This window comes from Hymenobacter aerophilus DSM 13606, from assembly GCF_000382225.1.
Taxonomy (GTDB): Bacteria; Bacteroidota; Bacteroidia; order Cytophagales; family Hymenobacteraceae; genus Hymenobacter; species Hymenobacter aerophilus.
Genome location: NZ_KB907819.1, coordinates 1 through 13297 on the forward strand (window position 1 = coordinate 1; position 13297 = coordinate 13297).

The following is a 13297-nucleotide window of genomic DNA, read 5'->3' on the forward strand; positions in this document are numbered from 1 at the left end:
TTTACGGGCAGCCAGCGCCACTGGCAGCCTGTTTTGAGCTTGTAGCAGATGGCGCCCACCACCTCAGCCAGGTCGACGCTTGCGCGGCGGCCACCAGCACGGGCCGGCAACAAGGGCAGTATCCAGCGGGTAATTATATCTTTGCTCAAGACTTCCATGAGGGAGGGAAAGGAGATGGGTCGCACCTCAAATTTCCCGCTTTTGTGGGAGTCTTTTCTGTTTTGCGCCTGACTGACTACTTCCTAAACAGCTTCATAATGAATAAAAAAGCCGGTCCCTGCCAAGGACCGGCTTTTTGCAGTAAGAATTTCAAGTGCGAACGACTGCCCGGCTAGGAATCCGCAACCGGCACCTCGTAGCTGATGATGCCGTTGTGGTTGGTCGGGAAATAGCCATACACAACAACCCCGGCATCGTGCGCTATGCGGCAGGGCAACCCGAAAGCGGCCAACTGCCTGCCTGGCGTGGCCATCGGCTGAACCCGGCACCTTCACCCCATACTCAGCGTGCGCTCCTTGCATAGCTGCTCGTCGGCCGAGTCGGTGTATCCGAAAGGAAGCTTTAAAACCCGGCCCAGCTGGCGCAGGGCCGCAAGAAGTACGGCAAGCTGCTCCGCTGTTACGCCCGGCAGCCGGTTTCGGTAGCCGCCTGACCAATGAAGATATTGCGACGCCACATTCGCTGATGCAGTCTGGTTCGGCGGCTACCAGCCGCTTAGCTTTTGCCTGTCGGACCGGATTTTGTGCTCGATACGTTTACTTCGACTAGTAGCAGGCATACTAAAACCACCCTGTTTTCTTGTTGACCTGGACTTCCGCACAATCCCCCAGCCCTGTATTGCTACCCATAAGTGCGTAACAACTATCTGAATAGCGCACTTCAGGCCGGGCCTGCTGCCGGGCTGACCTATCCGGTCGACAGCTTTTCACTGGTTTAATTATGTGCAACTTGAAGCCTCGAACTATCCGCCTTCCATTCCCACCGCTTACATGAAAACCTCTGCTGGTATTGGCCCGGGCACCAGGTCTTTCCTGGGCTGGTACCTCTTCTTAATCCTGCTGCTGCTGGGCGGCTGCCAATCTGCGCCGCCGCCGCCCACCTACCGCATCGGCTTCTCGCAATGCACCACCGCCGACGCCTGGCGGCAGGCCATGCTGGCGGGTATGCGCAAGGAGCTGAGCTTCTATCCCGACGTGCGCTTCCGCCTCAAGGACGCCCACGACGACAGCCGCCGCCAGCAGCAGCAGATTCAGGAGTTTCTGCGCGAGGGTATCGACCTGCTCATCGTGTCGGCCAACGAGGCCGAGCCGATTACGCCCATCGTGGAGGAGGTATTCAACCGGGGCATTCCGGTCGTGATTCTGGACCGGCGCACCACCTCCCGGCTTTACACGGCCTACGTGGGCGGCAACAACCTGGAGGTGGGCCAGACGGCCGGCCGCTACGTGGGCAACCTGCTGCGCGGGCGTGGCCACGTGCTGGAGGTGCTCGGCGCGCCCGGTGCTTCGCCGGCCCTCGACCGCCACCAGGGCTTCGCGCAGGCCCTGGCCGCCTACCCGGGCGTGCGTCTCACGGCCCAGGTGCACGGCGACTGGAAGCGGCCCTCGGTGATGGACAGTCTGCCGGCCGTGCTGCGCGCGCACCCGGAAACGGACCTGATTTTCGCCCACAACGACCGGATGGCCCTCGGGGCCTACCAGGTCTGCAAGCGCCTAGGGCTCGACCGGCGCATCCGGGTGGTGGGCGTAGACGGGCTGCCGGGCAACCAGGGCGGCATTCAGTTTGTCCAGGACGGGGTGCTGACGGCCACGCTGCTTTACCCGCCCGGGGGCGAGGAGGCCATCCGCACGGCCATGAAAATTCTGCGCAACCAGCCCTACGACAAGGAAAACACGCTCGGCACGATGGTCATCGACTCGACCAACGTGGTGACGATGAAGCTCCAGACCGAGAAGCTCACCAGCCAGCAGCAGGACATTCAGCGCCAGCAGGAGCTGCTGCGCCGGCAGCGGGCCACCTACGCCAGCCAGCAGACGGTGCTTTACTCGCTGGCTGCGGCGCTGCTCGGGGTGGCCGGGCTGGGGCTGCTGGCCTTCCGGGCCTTCCGGGCCAACCGCCGCAGCAACCACCGCCTGGGCGTGCAGAACCGCGAAATCATCTCGCAGCGCAACCAGTTGCAGGAGTTTTCTGAGCGGGCCAGGGTCGAAACCGAGGCCAAGCTGCGCTTCTTCACCAACTTCTCGCACGAGCTGCGCACCCCGCTCACCCTGATTCTGGGGCCGGTGGAGGAAATGCTGACGGCCGGCCCCGAGCTGCCCGCCGCCCACCGCCACGACCTGAGCCTGGTGCGCCGCAACGCCCAGCGCCTGCTGCAGCTCGTCAACCAGCTCATGGATTTTCGCAAGATTGACGTGGGCAAGATGCCGGTGCGGGCCACCGAGGGCAACCTGGTGAGCTTCGTGCGCGAAATCATGGACGTGTTCGAAAAGCCCGCCCGCCAGCGCGGCATCACGCTCCGGTTTCTGCCCGCCGAGCCCGTCATCCGGCTCTGGTTCGACGTCAACATCCTCGACAAGGTCTTCTTCAACCTGCTCTCCAACGCCCTCAAGTTCACGCCCGAGCGTGGTCAGATTACTGTCAGCCTCCAGCTGGAGCCGGGCGGGGAGGGGGTACGGGTGAGCGTGGAGGACACGGGCCGGGGCATTTCCGACGAAGACCGGGCCCATATTTTCGAGTGGTTTTACCAGGGCCGGCAGGTCGGGGCCCGGGGCTCGGGCATGGGCCTGGCGCTGGCCCTGGGCCTTACGCGCCTGCACCTGGGCCAGCTCACCTTCAGCAGCCGCCCCGGCCAGGGCAGCACCTTCGTCGTGACGCTGCCGCTCCAGCTGCCGGCGGCCCTCCGGCAGCTGGAGCCCACGGCCGCGGCCTACCCGGCCCTGGCCGTGGAGGAGGGCTTCGCGCCGCCGACCCCGGACCCGGTGGCCGGGGGGGCCGCCGGCGCGGCCGAGGCGCTGGTGCTCGTCATTGAAGACAACCCCGACGTGAATGCCTTCCTCACCCAGAAGCTGCAACCCCATTTCCAGGTGAGCACCGCCTTCGACGGGGCCACCGGCCTGCGCCTGGCCGCCGAAAACATCCCCGACCTGATTGTGTGCGACGTGATGCTGCCCGAGCTCAGCGGGCTGGAAGTGGTGGCCCAGCTCAAGGGCGACTGGCGCACCTCCCACATTCCGGTGGTGCTGCTCACGGCCCGCAACGCGCCCGAGCAGCAGGTGGAAGGCGTGCAGGCCGGCGCCGACCTCTACCTGACCAAGCCCTTCAACCCCACCTTCCTGCTCGAAAGCCTGCGCACGCTGCTGGCCAACCGCGACAAACTGCGCGAGCATTTCCGCCGCGAGCTGAGCCTGGACACGGCCACCGTGGCCCCCCAGCGCGTCGACCAGAAATTCCTGGCCGACCTGACGGCCATCGTGGAAGCCAACCTCACCCGCTCCGACCTGACGGTGGAGGACGTGGCCCGCAGCCTGGGCATTTCGCGGGTGCAGCTCTACCGCAAGGTGAAGGCCATCCTGGGCACCGGCGTCACCGATTTTATCCAGGGTATCCGCCTGACCAAGGCCCGCCAGCTGCTGCTCAACGAAGACCAGACCATTGCCGAAGTGGCCTACCAGCTGGGCTTCTCCTCGCCCTCCTACTTCTCCACCAGCTTCAAGGCCCGCTACCAGGTGTCGCCCTCCGAGTTCCGGGCCCTGCACACCACCCCCGGCCCCTGAATCAATTTTTGAAATCGGGTAACATGAGTGCAAGCCCCCGGCCGAACGCCGGGGGTTTTTTATTGATAAATTATTGATAATCAGTAATATGGTGGCTTTGTAAAAGATGAGTCAGAATCGAAAGTCTTTGAGTGAATCCGGCAAGCCGCCGGCGGAGTTTGTCCGCACCTTTGACTCACTGCCCCGCCCTGTTCCATCCTCCGGACCGGCGGCGGGCAGGTCCGGAAAGTGGCTTGCCCGGCCGCCCCGGCACCGTCATCGACGCTGTTTTCCCCCTTCTCAATTCCTACCATGAAACACGTATTCCCCCTGCTACGGCCAGCCGTCGGACTGGCCCTGCTCTCGGCCCTGCCGCTGCTGCCGCTTCCTACTCTGGCTGCGGCCGCGGCTACCCTGCCTACCATGCGTCCGGCCGCCGACGTTCCCGTAACGGGCCGCGTGACTGATGAGAACGGGGCCGGCATGGCCGGTGTAACGGTAGTGGTGAAGGGCACCAGCAACGGCACCTCCACCGGCCCCGACGGAGAGTTCACCCTCACCGTGCCCGACAACGCCACGCTGCTGTTCTCCTTCATCGGCTACAAGTCGCAGGAGGTGGCCGTGGGCGGGCGCAGCACCATCAGCCTGGCTATGGCCCCCGACGCGGCGGCCCTCGACGAGGTGGTGGTAACCGGCTACCAGAGCCAGAAGAAGGCCGACCTGACCGGGGCCGTCTCGGTGGTGAAGGTGGAGCAGATCCGCGACATGGCCTCCAACGACGTGACGCGCAACCTGCAGGGCCGGGTGCCGGGCGTGAACATCACCACCGACGGGGCCCCGGGCAGCGCGGCCACCGTGCGCATCCGCGGCATCGGCACGCTCGGCAACAACGACCCGCTCTACGTCATCGACGGCATCCCGACCAAGGAGGGCATCAACCAGATCAACCAGAACGACATCGAGAGCATTCAGGTGCTCAAGGATGCCTCGGCGGCCAGCATTTATGGGTCGCGGGCCGGCAACGGGGTCATCATCATCACCACCAAAAAGGCCAAGAAGGGTGCTACGCGGGTTGATTTCTCGACCTTTTTCAGCGTGCAGCAGCCGGGCCCCCACATCAGGCTGCTCAACACCCGGCAGTACGGCCAGGTGTACGGCCAGGCCGCTATCAATGATGGCAACGTGCCCAGCCTGCCCTACTACAACTTCCAGACGAGCGTGGGCCCCGACGGCCGGCGGGTGCTCACGGGCGTAACGGTGCCCGAGTTCATCGACGCCGATAAAACCCAGCGCGCCGCCGACACCGACTGGTTCAGGGAAACCCAGCAGAACGCCCTTATTCAGAGCTATAACCTGAGCCTGAGCAGCGGCGGCGAGCGAGGCGGGGCCCTGTTCTCGCTCAACTACTACGACAACAGCGGCACGCTCAAGTACACCGGCTTCGACCGCTACACGGCCCGCCTGAACACCGACTACAACTTCCTCAACAACAAGCTCAAGGTGGGGGAGAACCTCACCATTGTGAAGTCGCAGCGGGCCGAGTACGACCTGAACCTGGTGCGCGACCGCACCACCCAGCTGCCCTCCATCGTGCCGGTGCATACGATTGACGGTGTGGGCTGGGGCGGGCCGGTGGCCGGCATGAGCGACCGGGACAACCCCCTGCGCCTGCTCAAGGACAACGAGCAGAACCGCTCCAACACGGGCCGGGTGCTGGGCAACCTGTTTGCCGACGCCGAGATTCTGCCCGGCCTGCACCTGCGCTCCAGCTTCGGCATCGATTACAGCCTGTATAAGTTCCGCCAGATTTACAAAACCTACAAGGCGGGCTTCCTCTCCGAGCAGAACAACCGGGTGACCGACAACCAGCGCTTCTGGGGCAACTGGGTGTGGCAGAACACGGCCAACTACGATGTAACCCTGGCCGAGCGTCACCAGCTGGGCGTGGTGGCCGGCACCGAGCGCATCAGCTACTACGACGAGGGCAGCTACGCCTCGCGCACCAACTTCGCCAGCGAAGACCCCAACTACACCTACCTCGACGCGGGCGCGGCCAACAAGGACAACGGCGGCTCGGGCACGGCCTACCGCCTGGCCTCCTACTTCGCCAAAGTCAACTACTCCTTCGCCGACAAGTACCTGCTTTCGGCCACCCTGCGCCGCGACGGGTCCTCGCGCTTCGGCCAGGACAACCGCTTCGGCATCTTCCCGGCCCTGTCGGCGGGCTGGCGCCTGAGCGAGGAGACCTTCGTGAAAGACCACGCCGGCTTCTTCTCCGACCTCAAGCTGCGTGCCGGCTGGGGCCAGACGGGCAACCAGGACATTGCCAACTTCGCCTCCCGCGGCCTCTACCAGAGCCTGCTGGGCACGCTCGACCCCAACTTCGACTACGACCACGGCACGGCCTACGACATTTACGGCAACGACACCAGCCTGCCCTCGGGCTACCGGCGCGTGCAGCGGCCCAACCCCGGCCTGAAGTGGGAAACCACCACCCAGACCAACCTGGGCATCGATTTCGGGCTGTGGCAGAACAAGCTCTCGGGCTCGGTCGACTACTTCGTAAAAAAGAGCGAGGACATTCTCGTGAATCTGCCTTACCTGGCGGTAGTGGGCGAGGGCGGCGACCGGTTCGTGAACGGGGCCAGCATTGAGAACCGGGGCTGGGAATTCCTGCTCAACTACCAGAACGAGCTGGCTAACGGCCTCACCTACAGCATCACGGGCAACCTGGCCACCTACCGCAACGAGCTGACCTACCTGCCCGACGAGGTGATTAACGCCTACGGCGGCAACGGCCAGGACGTCACGCGCCTGGGCCACTCCATCAACGCCGTGTACGGCTACGTGGCCGACGGCCTGTTTCAGAACGAGGGCGAGGTAACCAGCCACGCCACCCAGATTGGTGCCGCCCCCGGCCGCATCCGCTACAAAGACCTGAACGGCGACGGCAAGGTGGACAACTTCGACCAGACCTGGATTACCGAGGGGGTGCCCGATTTCAACTACGGCCTCAACCTGGGCGCGGGCTACAAGGGCTTCGATGTGCAGCTGTTCTTCCAGGGCGTGCAGGGCCTCGACGCCTTCAACAACGCCAAATTCCGCACCGATTTCGCCTCCCTGGCCTCGGGCGAGAACTGGGGCGCGCGGCTGCTCGACGCCTGGACGCCCACCAACACCGGCTCCACCATTCCGGCCGCTACGCTCATCAACACCAACAACGAAGGGCGGGCCTCGACCTACTTCATCGAAAACGCTTCCTACCTGAAGCTGCGCAACCTGCAGGTCGGCTACTCGCTGCCGGCGGCCCTGAGCAGCCGCATCAAGCTGCAGAACGTGCGCCTCTACGTGCAGGCCCAGAACCTGTTCACCGTCAAGAGCAAGGACTACACCGGCTCCGACCCCGAGGTGACGAACTACCAGTACCCGATTCCGCGCATTTTCACCACCGGTCTGAACGTGTCGTTCTAGGGCCCCGGCGCCCTGAACCCCTTGGTTTCCTCTCTTCTGACCGTCCACGCTCCCAAGCTTTTACTTCCCATGAAATACCTTAAGTCTACTCTGCTGGCCCTCTCGCTGCTAACGCTGGCCACCGGCTGCAACGACGACAAGTTCCTGGACGTGCAGCCCACCGGCGCCCTCAGCGACGACCAGCTCAATTCGCCCGCCAACATCGAAAAGCAGGTCATTGCCGCCTATTCGCAGCTCGGCAACGACGTGTACCGCGCCCCCTACACCAGCATGTGGCCCTACGGCAACGTGCGCGGCGGCGACGCCTACAAGGGCGGCAACGGCACGGCCGACGTGGATGCGTTCTACTTCTACGAAACCTTCAGCTTCAACCGCGTGGACGTAGGCAACACCGACGAGCTGTGGTTCTTGATTTACGTGGGCATTTCGCGCTGCAACGATGCGCTGCGCCGCCTCGATGCGGTGAGCGAGGCCGCCATGCCCACCAAAGTGGCGCGCCAGGGCGAAATGCGCTTTTTGCGCGGCCACTTCTACTTCCTGCTCAAAGAGCTATTCAAGCAGGTGCCCTACATCGACGAAACCGTGCCCACCGACCAGTACGGCACTGTTTCGAACGTGGAGCTGACCAGCGACGCGCTCTGGGGCAAGATTGCCGACGACTTCCGGTTCGCGGCCACCAACCTGCCCGCCTCCCAGTCCGAAGTCGGGCGGGCCAACAAGGCGGCGGCCCAGGCCTACCTGGCCAAAACCCTGCTCTACCAGGCCTACACCCAAAGCACCACCCACGCCGTTACGGGCCTCGACGCGGCCAAGCTGCAGGAAGTGGTGAACCTCTGCGACCAGGTGATTCCGAAATATTCGCTGCACCCCGACTACGCCACCAACTTCCTCACGGCCGGCGACAACGGGGTGGAGTCGGTGTTTGCCATCCAGTTTTCGCGCAACGACGGTACGCCCAAGGGCCGCACCCAGCGCGGCAACGTGCTCAACTACCCCATGAACCCGGACTACGGCTGTTGCGGCTTCCACCAGCCCAGCCAGAACCTGGTGAATGCCTACAAAACCGACGCCCAGGGCCTGCCGCTGTTCACCACCTTCAACAACGCCGACCTGAGCACGCCCGCCGACTTTCAGGCCAACACCGTCGACCCGCGCCTCGACCATACGGTGGCCATTCCGTCGCACCCCTACAAGTACCTGCCCACCTTCGTGTTCGAAAACTCCTGGCTGCGCGACCCGAACACCTACGGCGTGTTTATGTCGATGAAGGAGACGGTGCTACCCACCGACCCCAGCTTCCAGAAAACGCCGCCCTTCATGAGCACGTCGAAGAACTGGGCCGTTATCCGGCTGGCCGACGTGCTGCTGTGGAAGGCCGAAGCCCTGATTGAGCTCAACCGGCCGGCCGAAGCGCTGCCCCTCATCAACCAGATCCGGCAGCGGGCCCAGAACAGCACCGCCCGCCTGAAAAACGCGGCTGGCGGCAGCACCTCCAACTACAAAATCGGCCTTTACCCCGCCGCCGGCTGGAACCAGCAGTATGCCCGGCAGGCCCTGCGCTTCGAGCGCCGCCTCGAGTTTGCCATGGAAGGCTACCGCTTCTTCGATTTAGTGCGCTGGGGCATTGCCGCCGACTACCTCAACACCTACTTCAGCGTGGAGAAAACCAAGCGCCAGTACCTGCAAACGGCCCGCTTCACGGCCGGCCGCGACGAGTACCTGCCCATCCCGCTCAACCAGATCAACTTCAGTAAGGGCCTCTACAAGCAGAACCCGGGCTGGTAGCCCGGAGCCGGGCGCCGGGGCCAGCCGGCCCTGGCGTGCGCCTTTCTTTTCGCAGTATTCGGTCATCTGATAAAGGCTAAAGGCCGCCGGCCGGCAGCCAACTGTACCTATGAAAAACAATAAAGTATTCTTCTGGTCGCTGGTCGTGGCGCTGGGCGGCTTCCTGTTCGGCTTCGATACGGCCGTTATTTCCGGGGCCGAGAAGGCCATTCAGCAGCTCTGGGGCCTGAGCGCTGTGGAGCACGGCTTCACCATTGCCATTGCCCTGATCGGCACCGTGTTCGGGGCCATTTTCGGGGGCGTGCCGTCCGATAAGCTGGGCCGCCGCCAGACCCTCATCTGGATTGCAGTGCTCTACTTCGTGTCGGCGCTGGGCGCGGCGCTTACCTCCAACTGGGTGCTGTTCATGCTCTTCCGCTTCCTGGGCGGGCTGGGGGTGGGGGCCTCGTCGGTCACGGCGCCGCTCTACATCTCGGAAGTGTCGCCGCGCGAGTCGCGGGGGCGCATGGTGAGCATGTTCCAGTTCAACATTGTGTTCGGCATTCTGGCCGCCTACCTCTCCAACTACCTGCTCACGGGTACCGGCGAGCAGGACTGGCGCTGGATGCTGGGCGTGCAGGTAGTACCGGCCCTGGCTTTCTTCCTGCTGCTGTTCCGGGTGCCGGAAAGTCCGCGCTGGCTTATCGGGCAGGGGCGGGTAGAGGAGGGGCGGCAGGTGCTGCGCCTCATCAACCCCGCCACCGCCGACCAGGACGTGACCTCCATCCTGACCACCAACGCCACCGACGCGGCCGGCGGGGGCAGCTCCCTGTTTGCGCGCCAGTACCGCACGCCCGTCATGCTGGCCGTGCTCTTCGCCTTCTTCAACCAGGTGTCGGGCATCAACGCCATCATCTACTTCGCCCCGCGCATCTTCGAAATGACGGGCCTGGGCAAGAGCTCGGCCCTGCTATCCTCGGCCGGACTGGGGCTGGTCAACTTCACCTTCACGCTGCTGGCCCGCGAGTTTATCGACAAGATGGGCCGCCGCCAGCTCATGCTCATCGGCTCCTGGGGCCTGATTGCCACGCTGGGCCTGGTGGCCTGGGCCTTCTACACCGAAAACTTTCAGGCCTTCGGGGGCATGCTGGTGCCGGGGCTGCTGTTCATCTACATTGCCTTTTTCGCCTTCTCGCAGGGTGCGGTTATCTGGGTGTTCATCTCCGAAATTTTCCCCAACGCGGTGCGGGCCAAGGGGCAGGCGCTGGGTTCGAGCACCCACTGGGTTATGGCCGCCATCATTGCCTTCACCTTCCCGTATTTTGCTGAGCAGCTGGGCGGCGGCCACACTTTCGCCTTCTTCTGCTCGATGATGGTGCTGCAGCTGGTGTTTGTGTGGCGCCTGATGCCCGAAACCAAAGGCAGCTCCCTGGAGCAGCTCGAAAAAACGCTGGTCATCCACTAGCCGCCCACCCGGCGGCGCCGCGGCATGCCGCGGCGCCGCCGGAGCGTCATTCCTGCTCCGGGGTGGGCGTGGCGTAGCCAGCTGCCGCACCTGCCAGGCCTGCGCCCTTGCTACCTCACTGCCGCCCCTAAACTGATGAATACTATGCCTTCCAGTTCTCAACATCCGAAAATCGTTTGCTTTGGCGAAGTGCTCTGGGACGTGCTGCCCAACGGCCGGCAGCCCGGCGGCGCACCGTTCAACGTGGCCGTGCACCTGCACCAGTTGGGTGTGCCGGTCGAGCTCATCAGCCGCGTCGGCGACGACGAGCTGGGCACCGAGCTGCTGGACTTCATTGAATCCAAGGCGCTGCGTACCGATTTTGTGCAGCGCGGCAAAACCCACCTCACCGGCGTGGTGAAAGCTAACGTGGACGACGCCAACGAGGTGACCTACAAAATCGTGCAGCCCGTGGCCTGGGACTATATCCAGTACGACAACGGCCTGGAGCGGCTGGTGGAAGCGGCCGATATGGTGGTGTTTGGCAGCCTGGCCGCCCGCCAGGCCGGCACCCGCGAAACCCTCTACCGCCTGCTCGAACACGCCCGCTTCCGGGTCTTCGACGTGAACATGCGCCCCCCGCACTACACCCGCGAAGGCGTGAAATACCTGCTCGGTAAAGCCGACCTCGTGAAGATGAACCACCACGAGCTGGCCGAAATCATGGCCTGGTTCGGCCCCGAAACCGACCAGCCCGCGGCCATGCAGTGGCTGGCCGACCGCTTCGGCCTGCAGGGCGTGTGCGTGACCTGCGGGGCCGACGGGGCGCTGCTCTGGACCAACGGCCAGCTTTACCGCGCCCCCGGCGTGCCCGTTTCAGTGCGCGACACCATCGGCAGCGGCGACTCGTTTCTGGCCGCCCTGCTCCGGGGCTGGCTGGCCGGCCAGGAGCCCGGCGAGTGCCTGCGCTTCGCCTGCGCCACCGGGGCGTTGGTGGCTACCCACCAGGGGGCCACGCCCGCCATCAGCGAAGCCGACGTGCACCAGCTGCTGGCCGCCCAGCCCGCCTAAGTTTGGCACTCACCGCCACTACCGTTCTTTTTGCTTCACCACCCTCCTTACTACCTGCTGATGAAATCTGCCTTCCTGCTGGCGCTGGGCGCCCTCGCCCTCACCGCCTGCAACCCCGATACCTCCCAGACCACTGCCACTACTGGTACCCCTGTTGCTGCTGACAGCGCCGCCGCGCCGGCTGCCGCCGTGGTGCCGCCCGCCACGCCCCAGTACCGCCCGGCCTACCACTTCGCGCCGGCCGCCCACTGGATGAACGACCCCAACGGCATGGTGTACCTCAACGGCACCTACCACCTGTTCTTCCAGTACTACCCCGATGGCATGGTCTGGGGCCCGATGCACTGGGGCCACGCCACCAGCCGCGACCTGGTGAGCTGGCAGGAGCAGCCCATTGCCCTCTACCCCGATTCGCTGGGCTGGATTTTCTCGGGCAGTGCCGTGATTGATGCCAACAACACGGCCGGCTTCGGCAAGAACGCCATGGTGGCCATTTTCACCCACCACAACGACCTCGAGGAGAAGAAGCACACCGGCAAGCACGAGTACCAAAGCCTGGCCTACAGCCTCGACGAGGGCAAAACCTGGACGAAGTACGCCGGCAACCCCGTGCTGCCCAACCCCGGCATCCCGGATTTCCGCGACCCGAAAGTGAGCTGGCACGAGGCCAGCCGGCAGTGGGTGATGACGCTGGCCGCCAAGGACCGGATTTCGTTCTACGGCTCGCCCAACCTGAAAAACTGGACCAAGCTCAGCGAGTTCGGCGAGAAGCTGGGTGCCCACGGCGGCGTGTGGGAGTGCCCCGATTTGTTCCCGCTCCAGCTCAATGGCCAGACCCACTGGGTGCTCATCGTCAACCTGAACCCCGGAGCGCCCAACGGTGGCTCGGGCACTCAGTACTTTATCGGCCAGTTCGACGGCAAAACCTTCACGCCCAGCACCACCACTACCAAATGGGCCGATTACGGCCCCGACGACTACGCCGGCGTCACCTGGAACAACACGCCCGGCCGCCACATTTTCCTGGGCTGGATGAGCAACTGGACCTATGCCAACCAGGTGCCCACCTCGCCCTGGCGCAATGCCATGACCATCCCGCGCGAGCTGGGCCTGCGCCGGCAGGGCACCGAAATCTACCTGACTTCCCAGCCGGTCCGGGAGCTGCAGCGCCTGGCCCCGGCCCCCACGGTGCTGCGCAACGTAGCCGTGCAGCAGGCCCCCATCGACCTGACGAGCCGGCTGAAAACGAGCAGCGACAAGCGCCGCCTGACATTGAGCACCGCGCAGCTGACCGACTTCGAGCTGGTGCTCAGCAACGCCGCCGGCGAGGAGCTGGTATTGGGCTACGATGCCGCTGCCCGCAACTACTTCATCGACCGCAGCAAGGCCGGTCAGGTAGATTTCAACAAGGAATTTGCCAGCCGCAGCACGGCTCCGCGCCTCACCCAGGCCCCCGGCACCGCCCTGACGCTTTACTTCGACGCGGCCTCCATAGAGCTGTTTGCCGATGAGGGCCTGACGGCCATGACAGCCGTCTTCTTCCCTACCCAGCCCCTGACGAGAGTGCAGCTACGCTCCAGGTCCGGCATCACCTTCCAGGAAATCAGCAACGCCGACCTGGTAGTGAAGCCCGCTAATTGATAACAGGGGATTGTGAAATAAACAGGCTAGCGGGGTCTGGCTCGGCTGCCGCTACCGCTTGGCCAGGGTAGTTCTGGTCCGCCCGGTTTAAACCAGAGGTTTTCCCAAAGCTGCTAGTGGCCAAAGTAGCCTGTTGCCAGACTCTGGACATAAC

At 64.2% G+C, this 13297-nt stretch carries 7 protein-coding genes; 6 read left to right on the forward strand and 1 reads right to left on the reverse strand.

Features of this window, described 5'->3' with window-relative positions; genetic code table 11:
- Positions 1–158 (reverse strand): transposase (locus tag H145_RS25050; RefSeq protein ID WP_019948776.1); only part of this gene is annotated, 158 nt, incomplete at its 3' end.
- An 831-nt stretch (positions 159–989) separates the two neighbouring features.
- Between H145_RS25050 and H145_RS0113950 the strand changes: the two genes are divergently transcribed.
- The 6 genes from H145_RS0113950 to H145_RS0113975 all read left to right on the forward strand — a co-directional run bounded on the left by H145_RS0113950 (position 990) and on the right by H145_RS0113975 (position 13143).
- Positions 990–3773, forward strand: coding sequence for a hybrid sensor histidine kinase/response regulator transcription factor (locus H145_RS0113950; protein WP_019948778.1), 2784 nt, complete (start codon positions 990–992; stop codon positions 3771–3773).
- Positions 3774–4064: 291 nt separating this feature from the next.
- Entirely contained in the window at positions 4065–7223 is a 3159-nt protein-coding gene (locus tag H145_RS0113955) for a SusC/RagA family TonB-linked outer membrane protein (RefSeq protein ID WP_019948779.1), read from the forward strand.
- A 69-nt stretch (positions 7224–7292) separates the two neighbouring features.
- Positions 7293–9008: a RagB/SusD family nutrient uptake outer membrane protein gene (locus H145_RS0113960; protein WP_019948780.1), complete on the forward strand. Its 1716-nt coding sequence runs from the start codon at positions 7293–7295 to the stop codon at positions 9006–9008.
- A 109-nt stretch (positions 9009–9117) separates the two neighbouring features.
- Entirely contained in the window at positions 9118–10452 is a 1335-nt protein-coding gene (locus tag H145_RS0113965; RefSeq protein ID WP_019948781.1) for a sugar porter family MFS transporter, read from the forward strand.
- A gap of 144 nt (positions 10453–10596) precedes the next feature.
- Positions 10597–11502, forward strand: a complete 906-nt coding sequence (locus H145_RS0113970) for a carbohydrate kinase family protein (RefSeq protein WP_033426272.1) — start codon at positions 10597–10599, stop codon at positions 11500–11502.
- 60 nt (positions 11503–11562) lie between these two features.
- Positions 11563–13143: a glycoside hydrolase family 32 protein gene (locus H145_RS0113975; RefSeq protein ID WP_019948783.1), complete on the forward strand. Its 1581-nt coding sequence runs from the start codon at positions 11563–11565 to the stop codon at positions 13141–13143.
- Positions 13144–13297: the final 154 nt, after the last annotated feature.